The organism is Phaeodactylibacter sp. (genome assembly GCF_022763345.1).
Taxonomy (GTDB): domain Bacteria; phylum Bacteroidota; class Bacteroidia; order Chitinophagales; family Saprospiraceae; genus Phaeodactylibacter.
On record NZ_JALEGS010000014.1, the window covers coordinates 66,024 to 92,079 of the forward strand.

Sequence of the window (26,056 nt, forward strand, 5' to 3'; positions counted from 1 at the left end):
TACCCCTTTTTCTACCGGCCAGGAGGACAAAAAAGTTCCCGGCAGTACGGAATTCGCCGGGGCTTACTTTACAGGTACTCTACAATTTTTCCGTATTTTTAGAGCAGAAACCCACACTATTATGAAAAAACTACATCTCCCATTACTGATACTCGCCTTTCTGTCCGTGCTCTCTTACCGAAGTTTATTGGCTCAGATCACCATTATTGGGCAGATGCCCGCCGACTATCCCTTTCAAAACATTCTCTACACCAATGCAGGCGAATTCGAGCTGCCCCGAGCTTACGATACGCTGTTGTTAAAAAAGCAGTCCTTCCGACTGAGCCTTCCGGCTGAAAAGATGCGGGCGGTAACTATCGGGCTGCCGCAGGAGTACGCCCCCCAACCCAGGCAGTACCACACCTTTTACCTGTATCCCGGCGATAGCGTTCAGCTGGATTTTCAGTACCTCTCTGGTAGTCGGGAACTTGAATTGCACGTACAGGGCCCTAATGCAGCTGGCTACGAAGCCCGGGCTGTTTTCGACCGGCAATACTCCCCTCCTATCCGGTTTTTGCAGCCGTTTTATGACCTCCAGCCCACGCTGCCAAACATACAGAATACCATCATTGCTAAAATTGAATCCATCCTTCACCCTTACGACAGTTTGCTGCACAGGGATGAGATTGATACCGCTTTTCACGCGATTGTAAGCGCGCACTTCCGGGAGTACATCTGTCAGAGCCTCATCAATAGCCTGTACCATGACCAGTGGGGGAAATCTGACGAGGCGCTTACTACAGAGAAAAAAATTAACCTTTCGGAACAGCTCCTCCGGTATGGGAAGCCCGCAGCAGCTTCTCCTTTTCGGGACGCAGCATATGCGTTTCGCCGTATCGACCGGCTTCGCTACGAATGGCTCCGGGCACTGAAAGCTGAACGATACGCAAACCTGCCCGATACTACAGTGGAAGTTAATGGGCAACTCTTTTACATCCCTGCGAAATATGCACCTGCTATTTTGGAACCCAATGATACACTACGTGAATTTTTGCTGGCCCGCTACCTGCATTTTTCCTACTCCTCGCTGATTGGCCCGGAATTTGACCGTACACGGGAGCCTGTGTTGGCTTACTTCAAGACTATCTACCCGTCGAGCCGCTACTTGCAGCCCTTATCTGCTGCCCGCAATAAGAACCCGGTTCGCTACGCCGAAATCGTTCAGGAATCAGAACCGCAACCGCCTCCGCCCCACGATCAGCCCTGGCGCACAGGCATCATAGACGATATTGGCAGGATGACGGATTTCACTTTTGTGAATCAGGGAGTTAACCTGAAATTAGGCAAGTACTACATCGACCTCTGGGCTACCTGGTGCAAGCCTTGTCTGCAAGGTTTTGCCAATAACAAAGCTGCCGATAGCCTACTCAATGCCAACGGGTACAACCGATTGTATATTTCAATTGATGATCCGGATTATCATTATTCGCGATGGGTGGAAACGATTGAACGCTATCAGCTTAACGGGCGCCATGTGTTGGCGGGGACGGTATTGCGAAAATGGATTGCTGAACAGTTTTATGGAGGTGGCCCAATTGTCCTCCCCCGGCACCTACTGCTGATCGATGGGCAGGTTGTGGAGCCCTATGTCCCCGGGCCGGCGGACTTGAGAGGGCTGGAGGAGAAACTGCGATCGTATTGAAATTCCTTTTCCTGTCGGTGCTGGCTAAAAGGTAGGTTTAAATTATTTCGAACCGGAAGCGATAAAACTCCGGGATCGTTTATGATCTAAAACCTTAAGCAAGCTAACGCAAGGTTAACCCTTGCTCTGATTTCTTCCCACATGACGGAAGACCGTATTTTCGGTCAAATCATCAACTGAATCATTGTTATGAAAACATATACTATATGCTTACTATCTGTCTTTGTGCTCCAAAGCTGCAGCCGCAGCCTCGTCTACAGCCCTGCGGTCAGCCTACCTTTCCGACCGCTTTCAGAAAACCAGATCGACTTGCAGGGCAGTGCTGAGCTTTTACCCGAAACCCGACCTTCCCACAGTGAAGGTTTAGCTGCTCCTGGCATTAGTGGACAACTGACTTATGGATTCTCAGATCGTCTGGCCATTGGTCTACGCGGCTGGGCAGCTACCCGGAACTGGAACAGCAATCTACGCACCGGCTATAGCCTGCATGCACAATACCGATGGCAACGCGCTCCAAACCAGAGTTTATATCTCATCCCGCGGGTCGGTATGGCACTAAATGGCAACTGGATAGAGGGATTGGGGCTTAGCCACTCAATAATCTGGAAGCATCAGCCCCTCGAAAAACTAAGTTATTATTTTGGCTTTGGCGCTGCTTTCGGGCATACTGCATTTAATGGTCAGGATATCCGCATTACGGTTAACCGAAGTCCAATGGGTTTTGCAGGACTCGCTCATCTTGGCATACAATGGGCTTTCGCTGAAAAGGCATATCTCAACCTGGAGGCGAACCCCATTTTATTCTTCAATGCTTATGACCAGGAAAACGGATTGTTACTATCGCCACAATTGAGCATTGGATACACCCTGGGGCCACATTAACCTGAACGATTGCTTACCCTAAGCTCATCTAAAAATGCATGAGCATCTGTTTTACAGAGACCTTCGCTGATGCCCGTATGCTCGCCTAGTGTGCCCTCTGTGCTCTTTTCCGGCCGAACCTGCTGACCAAGGAATTTGGCATAAAGCAGTATCCCCCCAATTTCCGTACCTTAGCCCCTCAAACAAAGCCAAGCCATCCGTATATGCCGCCACCCAAAAAGCACGACCGCAACCGCAAGAAGCACAACCGGCCATTTTCCAAAAAACCGGGCCCACCGAAGCCACCCAAGCCCGGCCCGGTGCACGAAAAGCCAGAAGTGGAGGGCATGCGACTGAACAAGTATGTAGCGCATTGCGGCGTTTGCTCCCGACGGCAGGCGGCCGACTATGTCAAAAACGGGCAGGTGACTGTTAACGGGCAGGTGGAACGTGCGCCGGGCTATCAGGTACAGGAGGGGGATGAAATCCGCTTCAAAGGGGAACTGATCCAACCGGAAGAACGCAAGGTGTACCTGCTGCTCAATAAGCCCCGGGGCTATATTACCACCACAAGTGATGACCGGGGGCGCAAAACGGTACTCGACCTGGTAAGCGATAAAGTCCCGGAACGCATTTTCCCCGTAGGCCGCCTCGACCGGGAAACCACCGGGCTGCTGCTGTTGACCAACGATGGCGACCTCGCGAAAAAACTGGCCCACCCCAGCCACGAGATTAAGAAATTCTATCAGGTCACCCTCGACAAAAATGTTACCCCGGAGCATATTGAAGCCATCCGGCAGGGGCTTGAGCTGGAGGACGGCCCTACCCCAGTAGACGGCGTGGACTACCTGCGTGGCGGCAAGAAAAATGAAGTCGGCATCGAAATCCACATTGGGCGCAACCGGATTGTGCGCCGTATCTTTGAGCACCTGGGTTATGAGGTCAAACGGCTCGACCGTTCCTACTACGCCGGGCTCACCAAAAAGGACCTGCCCAGAGGCTTCTCCCGCCACCTCACCGAGCGGGAAATTATTATGCTAAAGCACTTCATCTGATATGTATAGCAAAGAAGAACAGCAATCGCTTTACAGCCTGTCGAAGGAATTCCTGAATGCGGGCAGTGCCTTGCACCAGCAATCACCGGATGAGCAAATCAATGAGCTCCGGCAGCTGATTGTCTACCATGAATACCGGTACTACATCCTCAATGATCCGGTCGTGAGCGATTATGAATACGATCAGCTCTATAAGTTGCTGGAAAAACTGGAGGCGGACCATCCTGACCTGGTTACCCCAGACTCTCCCACGCAACGTGTTTCCAGCGATCTGATTGAGGACTTCCCGTCGGTGGAGCACCTCACGCCCATGCTGTCCCTGGCCAATTCTTACAATGAGGAAGATCTGGTGGAATTTGATAAGCAGATCAAGCGCTACGCCAATATCCCGGAGGAGCAGGATATCGAATACGCTGTGGAGCCCAAATTCGACGGGGGCAGCATAGCGGTGGTGTATGAGAATGACCAACTGGTCCGCGGCGCTACCCGGGGCAATGGGCAAATGGGCGAAGAGATGACCGCCAATGCCCGTGTGATCCGGTCTGTACCGCTGAAAGCCGCCTTTTCTAAATACGGTATTCAAAAAGCAGAGCTAAGGGGCGAAGTGCTCATCCGGAAAGATGTATTTGAGGAGATCAATGCCACCCGCCAAAAGGAGGGGCTGACGCTGTTTGCCAATGCCCGGAACACCGCCACTGGTGCCCTGCGCATGAAGGACCCTAAGGAAGTGGCCCGGCGCGGACTGGAGGCTTTCATTTACACCCTTGGATTTGCTACCGGCGAAAACGGTGAAAGCGTGCTGAGCAACTTCAACTCCCATAAGGAGAGCCTGGATATGCTGCATCAGCTGGGCTTCAAGGTACCTGCTGAAGGCGACGAGCGGAAGGTTTGCAAAAATATCAGGGAGGTGGTGGATTTTTGCCTGAAGTGGCAGGAAAAGCGGGAGGAATACCCCTACGAAATAGACGGCATGGTGGTCAAAGTGAACAACCGGGAACTACAGGAGCGGACCGGGTATACAAGCCATCATCCCCGTTGGTCCATCGCCTTCAAATTCAAAGCCAAACAAGCGACCACCAAGTTGTTGAATGTAGAGTATCAGGTAGGCAAAATCGGATCCATCACTCCGGTGGCTAAGGTGGAGCCTGTACAACTGGCGGGCGTAACGGTCGCTTCTGTTTCCCTGCACAATGAAGACTTCATCACCGGCAAAGACCTGCACCTTGGAGATACGGTGCTGGTTGAGCGTGCCGGTGACGTCATCCCCTACATCGTCAAAGCGATGGACGAGCTCCGGGACGGTTCCGAACAACCGATCAAATTCCCGCAGACCTGCCCGGTGAATGATACGGATGAACCGGTGGAGCTGGTCCGGGCAGAGGGAGAAGCCGCATGGCGCTGCCCTACCTGTGTGTGCGGAGCGCAAAACCTGCAGCAGATCATCTTCCACGTCTCCAAAAACGCTATGGACATCGACGGTATGGGCAAGTCCATCATCGAGCGGTTCTACGAGCTTGGGTGGTTGCGCACGATTGCCGATGTTTACCGCCTGGACTACGACCAAATTGCCCAACTGGAAGGCTTCGGGCAAAAGTCAGCCGACAACCTAAAAGCCTCCATTGAGAAGGCCAAACAAAACCCCATTTACCGGTTGCTGCACAGCCTCGCCATTCACCACCTGGGACGCAAGGTCTCTAAAATTATCGCAGCGGAGATTAAGCATGTGCTGGACCTGCGGGAATGGACCACAGAAGATTTCACCAATATAAAGGATGTCGGGCCGGTAGTCGCGGAGAACATTGCCCACTACTTTCACGACGAGCACAACATCAAAATGCTGGAGGAGATGGAAGCCCTTGGCGTCAATCTGAAGCAGACTGAAGACGATATCCCCAAAGCGGCTTCCGGTGACGGGCCCTTTGTCGGCAAAACCATTCTCTTTACCGGCTCCCTTCAAACGATGAGCCGTAAGGAAGCGCAGGCCAAAGCGGAAGCAGCCGGTGCCAAAAACATCAGCGCCGTAAGTGGCAACCTGGATGTACTGGTGGTGGGTGAGAAAGCCGGGGCTAAGCTCAAAAAAGCGCAGGCGCTGGGTACTGTTCAGGTCCTAACGGAGGAGGAGTTTCTGGCGCAGCTGGGTTGATTTCCCCAGCTTAACTTTGGTAGTGAACGTTCAAAAGCTTTGCATTACCGAAGGGCTGCGAGGGTGATATGCAAGATTTAATGTTTTCGGCCAGTTGCTCTGGTGCGCAAAAAAAATGTTGGATGCTCCAAAGCAGGAACATCCAACATTTAAATTATCATAAGCTGTTTTAAAACTTACGATTCGTCATCAATGATTTGCTGGATTTCTTCCTGGGTCAGCGCCCTGTTGAAAATCCGCAATTCATCCAGTTGACTTACGTCAGAGTTATGGTTCCAGTGTGTGAAGTTTGGTGCGCCAGACATGATTGACATGATTTCAACACCTTCCCAGCTAGGACCAGCAAAGTCACCCGTTCTCACCACGTTTCCGTTGATGTAGACTGTGTTGCCTTCCGGGGAAATGGTGAAAGCAAGGTGCTGCCAGTCGGTGTCCACTGCCGGATTCAGGCTGGCATCCTGACCACCATCAAACCAACTATTCCCCTCGCCAGTGCCGGCATTCAGCTTGAATACCTGATTGTCTCCTCCAGCTTCTCTGAAGAATTTAAATCCATTGTTCAAGGTAGCAGGGGGAGCATCCTCCCCTTCAGGCCCCATAACAAGGACACCGGCGCGGTTGGGCTCTGCATTCAACTTATACCACATTACAGCTGTAAATTCCTCATTGACCAGCCCTGCTGCCGGAAATGTGAGGTACGCGCCTTCTGCACCAGCATAGGCGCCAGTTCCAACTTTGGCATCTGTAGTAAATCCTGGGCTACCTACTTCCGTAGCAGGTGTCAGGGTAAGCAGCTCCAGATACTCATTGTCAAAAGGCATGTAGAACACTTCACCGTCATACTTAGCGCTATAAGGTTCTGTTTTTTCGAAGTCTACTGAAGCGGAGCCTGTTTTGCCCTCTCCATCCACTGCCGTAATGGTCAGGGTGTGCGGGCCATTGGTTAGATCTTCATAGACTACATCTTCAACTACCCTTCTAAAATCTTTGAAATTAGACAAGGTGGCAAAAGTCGTACCATCTAACTGTAGGGTAACCTCTTCCAGAAAGATGTCATCAGTCACTTCGAAGCTAACTGTAATGTCGGTCAGGTCTTCTACCACCCGAATCAGAGTCCCGTTTGCAGGGAAATTGATGGTCACCTCCGGGTTTTCCGTATCGGAACCAGCCTCTACGGGAGTGATATCATCGATGTAGCCTTCGTCACAACCAAAAGCTAACACGATGACAAAAAGCCAAATATATTTTGAGAGTTTCATATCAAATTGTTGTTATTATTCATTGTTGTTGTGGTCCTTCAATTGCGGCAGCAGGTCTAGCTGCAACAGTGGGTACGGCAGATACCGCTCGTTCCGCTGGTAGGTTACCTGCTCACCATTTATTTCATGGTCAAGCTCCTCAATGCGATCGTGCCGCACCAGGTCATAGAACCGGTGGCCCCATTCCATTGCCAATTCTGCATACTTTTCATCCAAAACAGCATCCAGGTCGACAGAAGTTAAGGCAGGCATTCCTGCTCTTTCTCGCACCATATTGACCGCTTCCTCTGCGCTCATCACACTGCTTGATGCTCCGGAAACCAGTGCTTCTGCGTGCATAAGCAGCACCTCTGCATACCGAATGACCCGGAAGTTGTTGTTATCTCCGAAAGTCGTTCTGCCCGGTGTGTATTGATTCGAAGGCATGTAGTGCTTCGCGCTCTGGAAGTTATACCTCGGGTGATTGTTGAAAATGTCTCCATCAGGTGAAACATTGGTAACAAAATCAGGTAGCGGGCTGTATTGAGGATCGCTTTCGAGGCTTGCTATCCCGTCAGGCGTAAAGTTCACACTACCAATAAGGCGCGTTTCTTCACCCCGGTCAAGCATAAACTTGATAAACTTCTCATTAGGCTCCCAGAAGCCCCAGCCTCCACCGATGCCTTCTACTGCAGGTGAGTAGCTTGAAGGCCCGAAGAAGTTCCACAGATAGCGGGTATTGGTACCTGAGCTCTGCCCAAAATCGGAGTACTGCAGTTCCAGAATGCTTTCGTTGCTGTTCTTGCCCGGAATATTAAAGGCGTCGTAAAAATCCGGATACAGTTCAAAAAGCCCAGAACTGATGATCTCATCGGTTGCGTTTACCGTTTCCTGCCAGTTCTTCAACTCCAGGTTTGCGTAGGCTTTAATGGCCAGTGCAGCATATCTGGTTATGCCATTTTGAATATCTGTCCGTTGGTTAGGACGGGCATCGGGCAGGTCAGGAATCGCCAGATCCATCTGATCTGAAATATGTTGCATGACTTCTTCAAACTCAGCTATTTCCATATCAACAAGTGTTGTAGGATCACTTGATTCGAAGATGAACAAATCGCCCCACAAACGGGCGGCCTGTAAATAGGCAAAGGCTCTCATCACACGGATTTCCGCGATGTACTGATCAGCCAGCTGAGCGTCAGCTCCATTCTCCTTGAACCTGTTGATACCCTCAATCAGACCATTGGAGTTGATAATATCTCCATAAAGGTTGAGCCAGCTGGAGTTGTACATCCAAAAGCTCCTATCGTAGCGGAACGCATCCGTTTCTATGAGCGGGAATTGGTCGCCAGCAGCATTCACATCATCTCCTCTGACACTTATCAGGGGGTAAGTTTCCCACTGTAGGAAGTTGAATTCGCCATAAGCGCCCTGAATAAGGAAAACCATATCCTCAGACCTGGTGTAGTCTACTTCCTCAGCAGGCTGCACATTTTGCAATGGCTCGTCGACAATGTCTTGGCACGAAGGCAGTATTATTGCAGAAAGCAACAATGCCGTCGTAACTTTAAATACTATTTTTATAGTCTTCATCATTTCAAAAATTTAAAATTTCACATTCAATCCCAGTGTGTAGACTGCTGCTACAGGATAGACCTGACGATCGATTCCGTTAGGTACTTCCGGATTAAATCCATTATAATCAAACACAGTAAGTGGTCTTTCGGCTGTTGCATATACCCGAATTGTCGGCATATTGGCATTTGGGGAGCGATCATTTCCAAATGTGTAGCCAAGCTGAATATTTTGGATGCGCCAGAAGTCTCCATCCTCAATGTAATACTCGCTACTGTTTTGGTTCCAGCCTTTTCTCAGGCCCGCGGCAGAAGGATAGCGGTCAGATGTTCCGTTACCCCGCCACAGATTGTTAAACAACTCGGCATCAATATTGGTATCATTGGTGAAAATGATTTCCCCCCGCTTACGGTTAAGGATTTGATGCCCCATCTGCCCTTGTAACAACATACTGAAATCAATGTTTTTCCAGGAAAAGCCCAGGTTGGCTCCGAATGTCAAATCAGGCAGGAAGCTGCCCAATGCGACCCGGTCCTCATCATTGATCTCACCGTCTCCATTTTGGTCTCTGAAAAAGAAATCTCCGGGAGCCAGATTGGCATTCGCGAGGAATTCTTCGGTATATCCACTGTTATCGATATCTGCCTGGCTCTGGAAAACACCGTTGATCTCGTATCCAAAGAAGGCCAGGTAGGAACCGCCTACGGTGGAGCGCTGCAGGAACTCTCCTCCCGTCTGCTGGAAATCTGCGCCGCCAAGGCTAAGCACCTCGTTGTTGAGCGTTGCAAAATTACCTCCAATATTGTAGCGGAAATCTCCGGTGCCTCCTGTCCAGTTGGCTGTAACCTCAAGCCCTTCATTTCTAATCTCGCCGAGGCTCCTTCTCACAGCACCTCTGATCAAAGGCTGCTCAATAAAGATGGCCAGGTTTCTGGTATCACGAATAAAGTAATCTGCCGTAACCGACAGTCTTTCATTGAAGAACCGTGCGTCTACTCCAAAGTTGGTTTCAACTGTAGTTTCCGGGCGGTCGATCAGGTCAAAAGTCGGGTCAAAAATCCGACCTTCTACCGGTGCCCCGTTGAAAACCGTCAATCTACCTGGATTTAGGGTTGGCGTTCCAACAGCAGGACTAATGGCATCATTGCCCAGTTGTCCCCAGCTGGCACGCAGTTTCAGGAAGTCGACTCCGGATACATTAAAGAAGGGTTCTCCGGACACAATCCAACCCGCCCCTACCGTGGCGAAATCATTCCACTTCGTTTGGAATTTGTTGTTGCCATCCGTTCTGTAGGTACCATACAGCAAGTATCTGTCGTCAAAATTGTAGGAAAGCCGGCCAAAATAGGACATGAAAAATAGGTTTGATCCAAAATCACCGATTCCATCCTGCTCAAAATTGAGGGCCCGGTCCAGGTACCAAAGCTCCTCGTTATCCCGTGTAGGGTTAGGATCAAGCTCTGTACCCCGCGCGAACAGGCCTTCCACGAATTCGCTTCTGTAGGACTGTCCCGCTGTTACCTTCAAATTGTGTTTCCCAAAATTATCGGTATAGGTCAGGAAGTTATCCCAAACCTGATCGAAGCGAGTCTGTTGGCTTCGGCGAAGGCTGGAAACCCGATCCGTTACACCGTCATTAAAGGCAAAGCTGACCGACCGGTTGTTGAAGTTTTCAAAGTTGTAATTGTACTGTGTTTTGAAAGACAGCTTGTCGGGAATGATCTGCGCTTGTGCGTAGAAATTACCAACCACGTTGATAATATTGTTCCGGTTGTCGTTGTAAATCAGGGAATAAAATGGATTCTGCAGACCTCTGTACCCTAACAACTGCGCGTTCGCCAGCTGAGGTTCAGAGGCGGCTGTATTAAGCGTATCAATCTTCGGAAGAATCGGAACAGAGTGATAGGCATTGAACCAGGCTGCATTACTACCATCATACCGTGTGGCATGACTTCCGTTAATGTTACCTCCCACGGTAAGCCAATTGGTCAGGATAGCATCAACCCGCGTTCTGATGTTGAAGCGCTGGAACTCGTTGCGCGTCTCATTCAACAAGCCTTCCTGGTCAATGAATCCAAGCCCTATGGAGTATTTGGTCTGATTGGTGCCTCCACTAAAGGACACATTATGGCTCTGCATAGGCGCAGGGCTCATGATGAGGTCATACCAGTCTGTATTCACCGCAGGAACATTCGGGTCCACCGTACTTCTGCCGTAACGCTGCATGGCGTTGTCAATAAACCCTTGGTCTGCGGCTGAACCCGTCTCCTGGATATACTGCGCAAACTGCTGAGCATTAGACATCTGAATGACGTTCTGCGGATTCTGGATACCATAATATCCGTCATATGTAATCTGAGGGGCCTGGTTAAAGGAGCCGGACTTTGTCGTGATCAACACGACGCCGTTACCTGCCCGAACACCATAAATGGCTGCTGACGATGCATCCTTCAGAACTGACATCGTTTCAATGTCGGATGGGTTAAGGAAGTCAATGTCGTCCACGAACATCCCATCGACAACGTACAGGGGTGCTCCGGCCCCTTCAAAGGAACCTACCCCACGGACCCGCACCGTTGGTGCGCCACCGGGAGCGCCGTTACTTACGATTTGTACGCCGGCTACTCTGCCTTGCAGCGACTGCATCGCTTGCGGTGTGGGCGTTTTCACGATATCATCCGACTCCACGGTAGAGATGGCAGAAATCAAATCGCGCTCTCGTTGGGTTCCGTAGCCAATAACGACGACCTCCTCCATGTTAACTGCGTCGGTTTCCAACGCCACATCTATAGTGGTTTGGGCCCCAACCAATACTTCCTGGGGAAGAAAGCCAACATAAGAAAAGATGAGTGTGTCACTTTCGGTTGCCCGAATGCTGTAGGCCCCGTCAACGTCCGAGATCGTTCCGGTGACGCCACCTTTGACCTGAATCGTTGCCCCTATAAGGGGTTCATTTTCCTCTGCCGAGAACACGGTCCCGGTAATCGTCCGCTGCCCAAAAGAGGTGAAGGCCGTAAAGCTAAAGGCAATCCCTAGCAAAAGTGCCCTCACAACAGCTGAGTTTTTGAAAATCTTGTTCATAAACTAAGAGTGAGTTTAAATAATTTTGTACTAGATCGTTCTCCATCGAAATCCAAAGTACTAAGCTAACAATAAATTGTAAGTCGGCGAAGAAGTATTGTACCTAAATTTTATTTGGAAAAACACCTTCAAAATCAATAATTAGCATTGTTTTCCGACATAGAGGGGCCTTATATATTCAGGGTTTCCTATCTGTCCCTTTTAAAATCGGTCTTTGCTTACCAAGGTGCCTAAATGGCTTCTAATCTTTTGACTCAAGCCCAACTTTTAGCGTGTACGCTGCTGATAATCTTCCTTTGCAGGGTACTGAAAGGTGGGGCGCTTGCTTTGTATTGAAAACCGTAATGCTTATCAGGGAATGTCCAGCCGCTATTTATCGCCATTTCATCCCGGGAACTTTTTTTGGTAGGATAAAGCGTAAAGCGTTTTTTGGCTATGAGGGTTTTAACGGTAAAGTAAATTCGGTTTCAACCATCGATCTTTTCTATTAATTCAATAATCATTTTAGGGATTCCCGAAAGGTCCTCTATTGTTTGAGCGGGGTTAGTCAACAGTTGGATCAATATTTTGGGAAGGACTAAAATGATCTCCAGCCCGATTGCAAAGACTGGCAATAGCAAATACGACCAAACCGGATACCTGAATTTGGTGCTCATGTTGTGCCATACCGATTCCCAAATGATTTTCATCCGCTCTTTGTAGTGCCAAAGGATCAGAAGGTCAAGCAAAATATAAATGCCTAATCACCAGGCGAATGCCCCTGACATGCCTGCCGACATAAAAGACAAGTCAATAATCAAAATAGTAGTGGCGATGGGTAAGAATAGGAATGCGCCAATCAGGGCAGTTCTGTTGATCAACAACAAGAGGCCGCAAAGAACCTGAGAAACGCCAATAAAAGTTTTAAAGGGTTCGTGGTCAAACAAATACCAGGACACCCTGAAGAGCGATAAGTCTTGTAATGGAGTCGCCAATTCAGCTTCGCTGATGCCAAATTGTCCGGCAGTCAATTTACCGTATCCGTAACCAAGGAACGTCCATGCGAGCAGGAACCTTGCTGTCAGGATGAAGTAATCCCAGAGTTTTGCTTTTGATATTTTTAGCTTCATTTTTATTGATTGATGGTAGCCCGTGCATAAACCACCTCCCAGAATCTACAATTCCCCACGCTAGCCACAATTGCAACTGTCCAAATTCCTTCCCACACCGCGCAACATCCAGAACCTAAAACCCCACCCTAACCACTCCACTAGGCCGATACCCAATCCGATGCGCCTGCACCAATAGCGTATCTCCCACTTGTGGCTCAACCGGGCCTTGATAAATCGTCCAGTTTTGCCCCGCCGTTTCCGCGTTTCCTACCCACTGATAAGCCAGTTGCGCACCCTCCGTAGGGCAACTTAGCTTGACCTTTGCACCTCGCTCTACCTGAGGTGGCTCGGTCACAGGTTGTTCCCCGCCCGGCCAGATGCTTTCTACGTACGCCTTCTCGCTCATGCGGCCCTTGTCTTGGGTATCCTCAATCCAGCGGTCCAGGGCTTGACGCAGTTCTTCTATTTTGTCGGCGTACTGTGGGTCGCCGGCAAGGTTGTGCAGCTCGTGGGGGTCCTCCAAAAGGTCGAATAGCTCCAGGCTGTCCTTGGTGGGGCGGAACCACTGTGCCTGGTAGGTAGTCAGGCTGTCTTTCTCGTGCAAGCGCAAGAGTTCTTTCATAATCGGCATGGTCTCCCGGTACTTTACCGGCAGGTAGTACGGCTGGTCCAGGTTGTAATAGCGGATCAGCTTATACCGGCGGCCGCGTACCGCCCGGACTTTGTCGGTTTCATTGTCAAAACGGTCGGCCGCGGCGAAGATGTAATCGCGTTCTGTGGTGTCCCGGTACGTTCCCATCCAAGCCTTGCCATCCACGTAGGCCGGGGGCTCCATCTCAAGCAAAGACAGGACAGTGGGCTTGAAGTCGATAAAGCTCAGTAGCTGACTATCTACCTTGCCGGCCAATTGCTGATGGGGAAAACGCACCACCATTGGCGAATGAATACCAGAGTCATAAATGGTACGCTTTTGCCGAGGCAAGGGGCCGCCGTGGTCGGTATACCAAAAGACGATGGTGTTTTCCAGTTCCCCGGTTGCTTCCAGCTCTTCTAGTATCTCCCCTACCCGCCGGTCCATCGCTATCACATGCGAGTACAGGCGCCGCACATCGCGCTTCGCTACCTCCGTGGTGGGCAAGTAGGGCGGAATGGGCACCTCCAGGGTAGAATCGATCAGCAGGGAGTCGTTCGCCCGCCGCCAGATCATAGACTCGTGGGTATCATCAAGGTTGAAAATGGCGAAAAAGGGCTGCGTGGTATCCGGTCGATGCTTCCAGTGGGCTTCGAAGCCGCTTTCGTCCCAGGCTCCGAGCTCGCAACGGAACTGATAATCCTCCTTGGGGTTGTTGGTGCAAAAGTAGCCCGCCCGGCGCAGGTAAGAACTCATCATGTGCACTTCGGGCAGCGGCATAGCTTCGTAGGCAGGACGGGGAAAGTTCTCAATCGCCCGGTCTTTGATGGTAAAGCGGAACCAGGGCCCGGTCCGCATATGGTGCGCGCCAATCCGCGTGGGGTACATGCCCGTGGCAATCGCAGCACGGCTCGGTGCGCAGACTCCGGAAGGGGAAAACAGATGGGTGTACAGCACCCCTTCCTCCACCAGCCGGCTGATGTTGGGCGTGGCCACTGTAGAGTCACCCCAGGGCGGCAGGATCGCGCTCAGGTCTTCCGCTACGATCCACACCACATTGGGGCGCTCCGGCAACTCCAATTGTGAATAATCCGGTTGATGCGGGGCGCTTTCCGGCTCAGAGGTGGTGCATCCCCAAAAAAGCAATAGGAACAAGACGAAAAGGTGGCCAGATTTACTCATTCTGTATAGATGATTTCACTCCGTTCAGAAATGCCATTTTCGTTAAAGGCCTCCACCTGATAGTAGTAGCCTTGGTCCGTATTCAGCGCCCGCAGTTCGTAAGATGCCTGATCGTACATCTGTGCCGACAGGTTGAGCTTGTCTTCAGCGATACCCCAGTAGATGACGTACCCCATCGCTTCGGGGTCCGGCGTCCAGGATAGCAGGGCATTGCGTCGGTCTTCCTGCCGTTCTACGGTGAAGTCAGCTGGCGCAGCGGGCACCTCCTCCTTACCATTGCCAAACACCCGGAACTCAGAAATCGCCAGATTTTTGGTGCTGCAATGCACGTGGTCGTATTTGATATAACGAGCCTCCACCGCCTCCGGCAGTTCGATGTAGCCGTGCGGCATGTCGCGCTGGTTTTCCGAGTAATCGGCAATCACTTCCCACTGCTCGCCGTCCAGGGAAGCGCTGATGACGAATTGCTGCTTCAAAGTATCTGGCCGGCCGAAAATCTCACTTTTGAAATCCTGGAAGTTGATTTGAATGGCTTTGACGTCCATTACTTCTTCCAGGTCTACCTGCACATAAATGGAATCGTGGTTCGCTTCAGACACCCAGTAGGAGCGTATCTCCTCATCATTGACTTGCGCGATGCTGAAATCAGTGATCTGCTCAAGCATGTAGCCCTTGTCGCTTTCGTCCACCACATTCACATCAGATTCCACCAGCTTGGAGTTAGTCGTTACCGGCTTTCCAAACGATAGTAGCATCCAGCCCGTAAAACGGTTTTTATGCTGATCCACCTCAGTATCCGGCAAGTAGTGCGGGTAGTCGCCATAAGCGGTATTGACGTACATCTGACCGTCCTCCTCAAAGCCCGCCGGGTACATACCGATGCGGCGCTCAAACTTGAAGTTGACCGAGATCGCCATAGTGGCAAAGTGCCAGTAGTTGCCATTGTTGTCCTGCACCGTACTGCCGTGGCCAGAGCCTTTCAAGAACCCTCCCGGTTTGTAAGAGATGGGGTTGTAGGGCGCATACTCGAAGGGGCCTAGCGGAGATTTGCTGGTGTATACCCCATCTGCGTAGACGTTCCACTGCGTACCGGGCGCACCGTATTCGAGGTAATACGTATCGCCGTGCTTCATCATCCAAGGCCCCTCGATGAAGGGTTTCAGGTCCGATTTATGGTCTTGCCCGAAGCGCTCCCAGCCGTGCTTTTCCGGGTCCAGGTTGAACAGGTCCACCTGCTCGCCAATGGGTACATACCAATTGTTGGGGTCCAGCTCAATACCGTGGATAGGCCATTTGTTGGAAGACTCTTCGTATAGGTAAACCCGTCCATCGTCATCTACGAACAAGTTGGGGTCCTGTACGCCCCTCGGTACGTTGATGACGGCGAAGTTGGTTGTCCAGTCTCCCAGCTCGGGATTGTCCGTCTCAATTACCGCACCCCGACCGGAAGGGTCTCCCAGCAGGATGATTTTGCCATCCTTTACCGCCGCAGCGGGGGCATTGCAGCCATTGAAGTACCAGCTCTGCGGGCGGATAAATTTCCAGTTGCTCATATCATCGGACACCCAGTAGCCGTGGGAGCGGGTGACGAAGAGGTAGTACTTGCCCTTAAAGTTGACTATGGCCGGGTCTGCCCCGGAACGATAGGAGACATTGTTCCGGGCCCGGTAGTGCGACATGTAGGAGTAGTCGATGTCTATCGGGTTGCAGTAGGTTTTGTAATTGCGTTCTGCAACAGAGCTTACTTCACTTTCGGTTGCTTTGCTGCCAGGCTCCGCGCAGCTACCCAAAACGACAAGCGGCAGTACACAAACCAGCCAGTATAAAATGGGCTTATTCATCATCGTTTTGTTTTGGCATACTCAAAGGATAGCATCTGCACATCCCGGGAATTCGGGCCCACAAACACCTGAAACTCGCCAGGCTCCGCCGCCCATCCGCTCTCGGGGGTCCAAAATTCCAGCAAAGATTCATCGATGGCAAAACGGACCGTTTTTTCCTCTCCGGGCTTCAGCAAGATTTTTTCGAAGCCCTTCAGTTCTTTGACCGGCCGGCTGATGCTGCCTACCACATCGCGGATGTACAGCTGTACGACTTCCTGCCCTTCGCGCTCGCCCGTGTTTTTGACGCTTACGCTAACCGTCACTTTCCCGCCTTTCTCCATTTCTGTCCTGGAAATAACAGGCGTTCCATACTCGAATTGGGTAAAGCTCAGCCCGTAACCGAAGGGATAAAGCGGCTCGTTGGGGATGTCCAGATAATTGGACAGGAACTTCCGGCGGCCTCCTTTCACGTAGGGGCGCCCAGTATTCAGCATGCTGTGGTAAACGGGGATTTGCCCCACAGATACAGGGAAGGAAGTAGTTAATTTCCCGGAAGGGTTCACCTCGCCGAACAGCAGGTCCGCCACCGCATTGCCCGCTTCGGTGCCTGGGTGCCAGACGTCGAGTATGGCGTCCATGTTTTCGTCTTCCCAAGTTAAAGTCATCGGCCGGCCGTTGAATAGCACCAGCACAATGGGCTTACCGGTTGCCTTGAGGGCCTTCAGCAGTCGTTCCTGAGCTGGTTGCAACCCGATGAAAGCCATGCTTGAAGACTCTCCGCTCATATCGGCAGCCTCCCCCATTACTGCTACAATCACATCCGACTGATTAGCGATATCGACCGCCTCCGCAATCATGGTTTCTGGTGAGCGCTCGTCAATGACAATCTGCGGATTAAAAGCATTTACCCGTTTGGCGAAGGTGCTATCATCAGAAATATTGGCTCCTTTGGCGTAGCGGATGCTTCCGTTTGCTCCAAGCTGTGCTTCCAGCCCCTGACGTACGGTGATCGACTTTTTATAATCTCCGGATACACTCCAGGTACCCAGCATATTGGTTTGGTTGTCCGCCAGTGGGCCGATCAGCGCGATATTCGCCGATTTGTTCAGCGGCAGCACACCACCTTCATTTTTTAGTAGCACTGCCGATTGGCCTGCCACTTCGCGTGAAAAACGGCGGTTCTTTTCCGATAGGATTTCCTTTGGCGCCCGGGTTTCATCGAAGTAACGGTAAGGGTCATCAAATAGGCCCAGCCGCTCTTTGGCAATCAAAATGCGCTGGCAAGCCAGGTCAATCTGCGCTTCCGTAATCAGCCCCTCTTCCAGGGATTTTTTCAACGTGGTTACATAACCTTCCCCTACCATATCCATATCGACACCAGCCTTGAGCGATAAAGCGGAGACCTTCTGCAAGTCCCCCATGCCATGTTCGATCAATTCGTTGATAGTCGTGTAGTCGGTCACTACGAACCCATCGAAGCCCCATTGGTCCCGCAGGACGGTTTGGAACAGGTATTCATTAGCCGTAGCGGGCACATAATCAATGACGTTAAAAGAGGTCATGATGGAGCCCACGCCAGCATCCACGGCCGCTTTGTAAGGCGGCAGGTACTCATTGTGCAGGCGCACCCGGCTCATGTCTACGGTATTGTAGTCCCGCCCCCCCTCTGAGGCACCATAAGCCGCAAAGTGCTTTACGCAAGCCATGACGGTGGTGGGGTCAGTGAGGTCATTCATTTGGTAGCCACGCACCATGGCTTCAGCGATCCGCGCTCCCAGGAAGGGGTCTTCTCCAGCGCTCTCCGCCACCCGCCCCCAACGTGGGTCGCGGGCAATGTCCACCATAGGCGAGAAGTTCCACATCACACCATCGGCCGTGGCTTCCCGGGCTGCTGTACGGGCCACTTGCTGCAGCAGATCAGGATCCCAGGTACAGGACATACCGATTGGGATTGGGAAGATGGTCTGATGCCCATGAATGACATCCATTGCCGTCAGCAAGGGGATGCCCAGGCGGCTTTGCTCTACGGCAATCTGCTGAACATCCCGCATCTTTTTAGCGCTGCGCGAGCCGAAGATGCCGCCCACGTTTCCGTCTTTGATCTTTTGCTCTACATCGCTGCTGATGACCGCTCCGGTTACGGCTCCACCTTGTGTGACGAGGTTAAGCTGTCCAATCTTTTCTTCCAGTGTCATGATGGAAAGCAGGGAGTCTACCAACAAAGAATAAGGCTCCCCTTTGTACTTTGAAAAGAGCCAGGGCAAATAGTCCGGCGTGGCAAAAGTAGGGTCCCAGGAATTGTGGTTAGCGTCCGGAAACAGGGTGATTTTGGCTAACCCGCCTTCGCGCTGCACCGCCCGCACCATATTAATGGAAAAGCGGGGCTGCACGACATCGTCTTTCAAACCATGAAACGCCCAGATGGGCACCTCAGTCATCTTGTGCGCCATTTCCGGTGGACCGCCCCCGCAAATGGGCGCTGCTGCGGCGATCTTCTCAGGCATCCGCCACAGGAGCTCCCATGTACCCATACCGCCCATGGAAAGCCCCGTGACGTATAGGCGGTTTTCATCTACATACGGCTTTTTCAATTCCTGGTCTACCAAGTCCATTACTGCTGACAGTGCGGGATTGGCAGGCCGGTCAGAGGGGAATTTGAATTGCAATCCGCCGCCATCTTTTTCAATGCGATCGATATTCGACCAATAATCAGAGGTTGGGCATTGCGGAAAAATAACAATAGCCGGATACTCCGTTTGTGCTTCTAAAAACAACGAACTGCCGTGCACGAGCTGCTTTTCGTTATCATCGCCGCTTTCGCCCCGTCCGTGCAGGAATAAGACGATTGGGTAGCGTTGATGGTCATCAAACCCTTCCGGATAAAGCACCCGGTAATTGAGCGTATAATCGCCATGTTGATGCTGCCGGTACAGATAGGTTCCGGTCTCTGTCTGGCTCCACGCCAGATTAGCGAATAAAAGTGAGACAATGGAAAGAATAGTGGTACGGTTCATTATTTTGTGGTTGTATGCTTTTGTATATCCAGTTTTTTCAACCCCTCCTGTATTTCAGGGGCAGACATAAATAGTTCCCAAATCAGTCCTGAGCGGTGGTTTTCTATCATTACCGGAATCGGCAATTGGTCGATGGCCAGGTAGCGGGGCGGGCACCAGCCGGACTGCTCGCTAAAGGCATCGTAGGGGCCGTATTGCCCGATATAGTCTGGGTGATTAGTGTACAGATGCCGCAAAAATGCCATACTCTCTTCCGGTGTGTAGGGAAAAGAGGAAAGCGCCGCGGTGGGCGTAATCACCCCCATGTCATTCGAAGGGTGATGGGCTGTGTACCCACCCAGGGAATAACTGGCTGTCATTCCCCAACAGGCTTCCGAATAGCCCTTGTACTCCCTTGGATTTTCAACAGCGTAGGCGTGGTGGATCAGTGCGTGACTGCGGTTCAGCTCCCAGTAGTCGGCGTAGGAGTCATGCAGCTCCCTTGGGTCCAGCCCCAGGAAGGAATAGTGGGCCCAAAACAGTGGCCCTACCGGAATGGCCTGCTCGCCGTTGTGGTCGAGTACCACATCATAGCCATACGCGCTATCATTGGAGACAATCTCTCCATCCCTCATATAGCCTTCGTGCCAGGCGGCGGGGTCAATCGGGTAGGTGGGCGAGGCGGCGGCCAGGATGTACATGATGGTGCACTCATTGTAGCCCGTTACTGCGAAGTTCATGCGCCATCCATGGGTGGAAGACCAGTGCCAGTACAGCACATTTTCACCCTGAGTGTACCACGACCATTCTACCTCCCGCCACAGCTGATCCATCAGTTCGGCCAGCTCGCGCTCTTTTTTAGTGCCGTTTCGGAAATACTGCCGCGCCACAATCAGCCCTTGCACCAGGAAAGCCGTTTCTACCAAATCGCCTCCATCGTCGTACCGGCTAAAGGGTTTGACCTTGCCGGAAGGGTACATCCAATGCGCCCAGGCACCGTGAAAGCGGTCGGCATCGCGAAGCCATTCTGCCAGTTTTTGCAGGCGCTTTCGGCCGGCATCCCGGCTAATATAGCCCCGCTCAATGGCAGCGACCGTAGCCATAATGCCAAAGCCCGTTCCGCCGCTTGTGACTACATCAGCATCGTCCTGAGGGTAGATGTCTTCGTGTATGCGTTCCGGTGCAGCGCCTGAAATTGGCTCTCCACCCTCCCAAAAGTAGTTGAAGGTTTGCTGCTGTACCCGGTCGAGCAGCGCTTCGTCGGACTGCGCAACGACCGGGCTGCCCAATAAGGCGCACAGTAAGCCTAGTGCAATGTATCGAATCATGTTTTTTGTTTTTTAGTAGGTGAAATCTAAAGCATCCAGCCCCTGCTGTACTTCCGGAGCGGTCATAAACAACTCCCATAACAGCCCGGTGCGGTAGTTTTCCATCATACAGATGATAGGGCCCTGATCGATTGCCAGGTAGGAGTCAGCTACCCAGTTTTCGCCGGGGTGGAAGGCGTCGTAGAAACCGTACTCGCCCCAAAGCCGGTCTCCCAAATCGTAATAGAAATGACGTAAAGCAGCCATGCTTTCTTCTGGGGTGAATACAATAGATGACAAGGCGGCTGTAGGGGTAATAACACCGCGATCGTTGGTGGGGCTATGCGCCGTGTATCCGTTGAAGCTGTCACTTGCGGTCAAGCCCCAGCACTGTTCAGAGTAGCCAAAGAATCTCCGTGGATTATTAGCACAGTACAGATGATTGATGAGGGAATGGTTGACATTTTGTGTCCAGTAATTGGCGTATTCGTCAGCCAGGCTGCGGGGGTCAAGCCCAAGATAAGAATAGTGTGCAAAAAACAGAGGACCGCCAAAGTCACTATTGCCCAGAGGCAGCGGAACCCCATAAAAGGTGTCGCCATTGACCATTGCCCCTCCCCTTGCGTAGCCCGAATGGTATACCGTTGGTTCGATAGGATGAGTTGGCGAAGCAGCTGCCAGGATATAGGTCATCTGGGTTTCGTTGTGCCCGCGTATTGGCAAATTGATTTCGAATTCGTGATCCGGCGACCAGTGCCAGTAAAGTACCTGGTTCTGACCTTTCGTATACCAGTCCCACTCTACCCCTTCCCAGAGCACTGTGATACGGTCGATCAGATCAGTTTGTCCTGGCACTTCTTGTTTCAGGTACTCGCGCACGGTCAGCAGGCCCTGTACCAAAAAAGCGGTTTCTACCAAATCTCCCCCATTGTCCAGTGCGCTGAATGGCCGGGCTGCTCCGGTTTCTCCATCCATCCAGTGCGCCCACGCCCCGTGGAACCGATCGGCATTTTCCAGAAACCCAACGACTTGCTCCCAGCGACCGATGGCCTCGCTCAGAGTGATAAATTCCCTTTCTACCCCCACGATCATCGCCATAAGACCAAAGCCACTGCCGCCGCTCGTCACGGTATTCAGGCTGGTATTGCGCTCGCGGGCCATACCCGAAACCGGGTGCCCGAAGTCCCAAAAGTAGCGGAAGGTTTGCTCCTGCACTTTGGTCATTAGGTCTTCATCTGACAACAACGGGAAATCCAGCTCTGCCGAGGCCCCGGTGTAGAACGCCAGGTCTAAACCATTAAAATCACGCCCGGCGACTGCTCCCAGGCTTGGGGACACCGATAGCTGGTAGGTTGTAAAATCGGCCAGTGGCTGCGCAAACTGCAACTGAAAAACGGAGTCATTCTGTGCCACAACGGTAAAGTCCACCGCCTCAGGCCCTTCTATAGCCATCTGATCCCCCAGTTCCTCCGGCGAAATAGACAAAGCGTGCGAAAAAGCGATGGTAAATGGCCCCGCCACCGGAATATCATCATTAAGGGCCTCGCCATCGAGTGCAAAGGCGACTGTATCAGACGTCAGCGCTTCGACAGAGAGCGCTCCAAGCCCAATGGTAAAACTAATGGAGAAAGCTTCCTGAGGCTCCAGCCCCGGGCTCGTGAGCGGGGCACTCGTCTGTAAAGTGTAGGTCTCGCCCTCTACCCAATCTTCCTGCAACTGAATGGTTACTCTTTCATTCAGGGAATTCCAGGATTCTGTATCCTCCAACAGCACACCATCTGCGTATACCTGGAACAAATCGTCTGAAGTCACCTCCACCGGGCTGGAAAACCGCATGGCAAGATCTCCGTCGCCGTCCACCGTACTCATATCGGAAATATTCTGGCTCCCCAGGCGGATAAAATTGATTGTCAGGCGCTCCATCCCCATACCTGAAGGGTCTTCGTCCTCTTCACAGGATAGGAAGCAAAGGGACGCGAATAGCAGTAGTGCTAAGAAAGGAAACAGGCGGTTGGTCAGTGGCATATTACGAAACAGGTATTTCGATGATTGATGGATTGTTCTGCAACTTTAGGGCCTACACAACGCTGCGCAACCCTCTTGGACAAGCTAGGTGCTGCCTTATTTCAGCTTTTGAATAGCTGTTACAACCATGGGCTAGTGAATTATGAAGATATACAATTACCGGAATCTCCTTGAATAAAGACACAATATTTTGAAATATTCGGTAGCCGCCCGACATGACAATCTGCGGAGATCGATTTTGTCATTCCTGTGACAGGCCAATGCTTACCTGCAAAAAACCGCCTGCAACCTGAACAGATTGTTGTAAGGCAAACATATAAGCAAGGGCAGCCAATGACAGTCTTGCAGATACGAAGCGGTCTTTTTATGTTTGATCTATGCCTAAAATAAAATGCAGCTGTGACGAGCTCCGAAGTTGGGGGAGACCAACAGGTCTAGCCTGGTGCACTTAATAAGGTTAGGTCAAAATTGAACTAGTAAGGGTAAAAGGTAGATTTTTAGTCTACAGCTTTGTTATACGCAATACGAAGTGGTCACCTACTGGCGCTGACGGCCAGCACGGGGAACGATAAATGTCGGGTCGTTGATCCAGACATTCATCGTCTGGGGCTTACAGTCCAGACATTCATCGTCTGGAATCTTGGATTTGCGACATCGGCCCATGACGAAGCATAGCTTGTCAGGGCAGGCGCAAGCCACTTCCCAGCGTAAATGCTGACCCTCCTGCCTTTAAGCTGGTCAAAGCCCAAAGGCGACGAGACGCGGGCAAGCATTGAGTAGGTTTGCTATGGCAAACCACTTAATCGTCAGTATAGCTATCTTAAAGTCATTTCAACTTCATGAGTTCAACAGAGGCAATCTTGTTATTTGCGGCTGGCATTATCACCGGAATGGTCAACACCATTGCCGGCAGCGGGACGATATTTTCTTTGGGTGCCATGGTATTTCTGGGCATACCTATTGAAATTGCTAACACCACCAACCGGTTGGGCGTACTATTTCAGAATATTGCCGGGGCCCTTTCCTACCGGCGATATGAATCACTGTCGCATCTGCGGCTGCCCTATGTGGCGGCTGCCGCCACTTTTGCGGGAGCCTTGGTAGGTGCCTATTTCGCTGCGAATGTGTCCAGCGGCACCTTCGAACTGCTGGCATTAGTGGTTATCCTGGGGCTAATCATGCAGTCTGTGCTCGAAATTCGAGGTACTGCCCTGAGCTTTTCGCTTCGTTTCTCCCAAAAATCTCCCGTTGCCGAAATTGCCACATTTTTCCTTATCGGGTTGTATGGGGGGTTCATACAAATCGGTGTCGGGATTTTATTGCTGCTCGGCATCAGAGCTTTTTTCCAGCTTTCCTGGAATGCCTCCAATTATTTCAAACTACTTATCGTACTGATATACACAGTCCCAACAACCATTTACTTCGCAATGGTCGGTATGATCGAATGGCAAGCGGGTACCTTTCTGGCCCTCGGGCAAATTATCGGTGCCTACGGGGCAGCCAGGTTGTTCAGCCTAAATTATAGGCTTAAGGCCTACATTCCTTTTTTCGTTTTGGGAATGCTGATCCTAACTGCCTTGCGGATTCTATTGTACTGAAGGCAATGATGCGTTACTGCTTCTCTTTAATGATCCCCCGCTCCCGGTACAATTCGATGTATTTCTGGTCCAGTTCTTCTGAATCCTTGTACTGCTCCCGAAGCTCATAAAGTTTTTGCGTAAGCTCTTGCACTACTTTGGCGTAAGCCGGGTCATTGTAGACATTATTCAGCTCTTTGGGGTCTTTTTTGCGGTCGTACAGCTCCCACTCATCAATATCGTAGTAAAAGTGCGCCAGTTTATAATCCTCAGTGACGATACCATAGTGGCGCTTAACCATGTGCGCACCGGGGTATTCGTAGTAGTGGTAGTAGGCGGCATCGCGCCCCCACTGTCTGTTATCACCTTGCAGCAAGGGCATCAAGCTTTCGCCCTGCATATCTTCGGGAGCTTCCACACCTGCCGCCTCCAGGAAAGTCTGGGCGAAGTCGAGATTTTGAACCATTGCATTAGAGACAGAGCCGGGCTTGATCTTTTTGGGCCACTTGACCAGCAGCGGAGTCAGGAAAGACTCATCATAGATGAACCGTTTATCGAACCAGCCATGTTCGCCCAGGTAGAAGCCCTGATCGGATGTGTAGACCACGATGGTGTTGTCGCTCAGCCCATTTTCATCGAGATAATCGAGCACTCGTCCAACGTTTTCGTCTACAGCTGCCACGCAGGCCAGGTAATCCTGCATGTAGCGCTGATACTTCCACCGCATGAACGTAGAATCGTCCATAGTGGGGTACAGCTCCGCAAATTCGTCGTTTATAGGCCCGTAGACCGCATCCCACTCCTGCTTTTGTTCTTCGGTGAAGCGGGAGTATTTGCTCTTGAACACCCGGTAGCCCCATTCGCTGGGCTCTTCCACGCCGAGCTCTTTAGCCAGTTCGGGGTAGATTTTGTTATCGGCGGATATGGTCATGTGCTCCAGCAAATTCATCTCCGCCTCTTTAGCCGCTGTGCCCCGGCCTTCATAATCGTCGAAAAGGGTAGCTGGCTCCGGGAAGGTGCGCTGAGTAAATTCCTTGTAGTGGCGTGGAGCTGGGAACCACTCCCGGTGGGAGGCTTTGTGGAGATAGAACAGCATGAACGGCTTGTCTTCCTCCCGGCGATTGCCCAGCCAGTCGAGGGTCATGTCCGTAATGATATCCGTCACGTAGCCTTGTATGCTGGTATCGCCTTCGCTGGTGATGAAATCCGGGTTGTAGTAATCACCTTGCCCGGGCAAAATTTTAAATTCATCAAAGCCTTTTGGGTTGTTCCCAAAGTGGAGTTTGCCGAACATGGCCGTTTGATAGCCATTATCGTGCAGGATTTGTGGAAAAGTGATGTTGGTCGTATCGAAAGGAAAGACATTATCAATTTTCCCGTGGATGTGGGCGTGCTTGCCAGTCAGTATAGTTGCCCGGGACGGTGCACAGATGGAATTGGTGACCGACGCATTCGTGAAGAGCATGCCCTCTCTGGCGAGGCGGTCGATATTGGGCGTATTGATCAGGCGCTCATCGTAGGCGCTAATGGCCTGATAAGCATGATCATCACTCATGATGAATACGATATTGGGGCGCTCTTCCGCCTCTTCGGCAGCTTGCTGGCAGGCCGAAAGTGATAGTATGAATACCGTAAAAAATAACAGCAATCTCATAGTGCTAAGGTTAATACTTGTTTTATATTTCCTGAACTTCAATCTTTTATTATCGGCCCATATACAACTACAGCCCTTCAAAAAAAGTATGCCTTACGGCTATGCCCCAGTTGAAGGTGCAAACCGTGAAGGTATCCTCTTT

The 26,056-nt window shown here is 51.4% G+C and carries 15 protein-coding genes; 5 read left to right on the forward strand and 10 right to left on the reverse strand.

Translation table 11 applies throughout. The features are described 5' to 3' along the window. The first annotated feature begins 121 nt into the window (after window positions 1–121). The 4 genes from MRY86_RS03450 to ligA all read left to right on the forward strand — a co-directional run bounded on the left by MRY86_RS03450 (window position 122) and on the right by ligA (window position 5,740). On the forward strand, window positions 122–1,681 hold the full coding sequence (locus tag MRY86_RS03450) for a hypothetical protein (protein WP_293563107.1): 1,560 nt from the start codon (window positions 122–124) through the stop codon (window positions 1,679–1,681). Between the two features lie 189 nt (window positions 1,682–1,870). Continuing rightward, window positions 1,871–2,563, forward strand: coding sequence for a hypothetical protein (locus tag MRY86_RS03455; protein ID WP_293563106.1), 693 nt, complete (start codon window positions 1,871–1,873; stop codon window positions 2,561–2,563). A gap of 203 nt (window positions 2,564–2,766) precedes the next feature. Further along, window positions 2,767–3,597, forward strand: coding sequence for a pseudouridine synthase (locus tag MRY86_RS03460; RefSeq protein ID WP_293563105.1), 831 nt, complete (start codon window positions 2,767–2,769; stop codon window positions 3,595–3,597). A 1-nt stretch (window position 3,598) separates the two neighbouring features. Continuing rightward, the gene (ligA, locus tag MRY86_RS03465) at window positions 3,599–5,740 is read left to right on the forward strand and encodes an NAD-dependent DNA ligase LigA (RefSeq protein ID WP_293563104.1); all 2,142 of its coding nucleotides are present in this window, start codon (window positions 3,599–3,601) and stop codon (window positions 5,738–5,740) included. A gap of 176 nt (window positions 5,741–5,916) precedes the next feature. On the opposite strand, the gene MRY86_RS03470 is transcribed toward ligA, so the two are convergent. The 9 genes from MRY86_RS03470 to MRY86_RS03510 form a co-directional block, all read right to left on the reverse strand. Then, window positions 5,917–6,999 (reverse strand): LamG-like jellyroll fold domain-containing protein, encoded by a 1,083-nt coding sequence (locus MRY86_RS03470; protein ID WP_293571019.1) that lies wholly within the window; start codon window positions 6,997–6,999, stop codon window positions 5,917–5,919. 15 nt (window positions 7,000–7,014) lie between these two features. After that, window positions 7,015–8,571: a RagB/SusD family nutrient uptake outer membrane protein gene (locus MRY86_RS03475; RefSeq protein WP_293563102.1), complete on the reverse strand. Its 1,557-nt coding sequence runs from the start codon at window positions 8,569–8,571 to the stop codon at window positions 7,015–7,017. Between the two features lie 9 nt (window positions 8,572–8,580). Next, window positions 8,581–11,631: a TonB-dependent receptor gene (locus tag MRY86_RS03480; protein WP_293563101.1), complete on the reverse strand. Its 3,051-nt coding sequence runs from the start codon at window positions 11,629–11,631 to the stop codon at window positions 8,581–8,583. Between the two features lie 743 nt (window positions 11,632–12,374). Beyond that, window positions 12,375–12,740, reverse strand: coding sequence for a DoxX family membrane protein (locus MRY86_RS03485; RefSeq protein ID WP_293563100.1), 366 nt, complete (start codon window positions 12,738–12,740; stop codon window positions 12,375–12,377). 115 nt (window positions 12,741–12,855) lie between these two features. Beyond that, a complete protein-coding gene (locus tag MRY86_RS03490) occupies window positions 12,856–14,535 on the reverse strand; it encodes a sulfatase (protein WP_293563099.1) in 1,680 nt (559 codons plus the stop codon). Continuing rightward, window positions 14,532–16,376, reverse strand: a complete 1,845-nt coding sequence (locus MRY86_RS03495) for a family 43 glycosylhydrolase (protein ID WP_293571021.1) — start codon at window positions 16,374–16,376, stop codon at window positions 14,532–14,534. The genes MRY86_RS03490 and MRY86_RS03495 overlap by 4 nt, the downstream gene beginning before the upstream one ends. Then, complete coding sequence (gene bglX, locus MRY86_RS03500; protein WP_293563097.1) at window positions 16,376–19,372, reverse strand: beta-glucosidase BglX; 2,997 nt, start codon at window positions 19,370–19,372, stop codon at window positions 16,376–16,378. Before bglX ends, MRY86_RS03495 begins: the two co-directional genes overlap by 1 nt. Beyond that, a complete protein-coding gene (locus MRY86_RS03505; protein ID WP_293563096.1) occupies window positions 19,372–20,679 on the reverse strand; it encodes a glucoamylase family protein in 1,308 nt (435 codons plus the stop codon). The genes bglX and MRY86_RS03505 overlap by 1 nt, the downstream gene beginning before the upstream one ends. 12 nt (window positions 20,680–20,691) lie before the next feature. After that, complete coding sequence (locus tag MRY86_RS03510) at window positions 20,692–22,683, reverse strand: glucoamylase family protein (protein WP_293563095.1); 1,992 nt, start codon at window positions 22,681–22,683, stop codon at window positions 20,692–20,694. Window positions 22,684–23,522: 839 nt separating this feature from the next. Here MRY86_RS03510 and MRY86_RS03515 point away from each other — a divergent pair. Continuing rightward, on the forward strand, window positions 23,523–24,281 hold the full coding sequence (locus MRY86_RS03515; RefSeq protein ID WP_293563606.1) for a sulfite exporter TauE/SafE family protein: 759 nt from the start codon (window positions 23,523–23,525) through the stop codon (window positions 24,279–24,281). Between the two features lie 13 nt (window positions 24,282–24,294). Here the strand turns inward: MRY86_RS03515 and MRY86_RS03520 are convergent, their stop codons facing one another. Beyond that, the gene (locus tag MRY86_RS03520) at window positions 24,295–25,914 is read right to left on the reverse strand and encodes a sulfatase/phosphatase domain-containing protein (protein ID WP_293563605.1); all 1,620 of its coding nucleotides are present in this window, start codon (window positions 25,912–25,914) and stop codon (window positions 24,295–24,297) included. Window positions 25,915–26,056 lie beyond the last annotated feature (142 nt).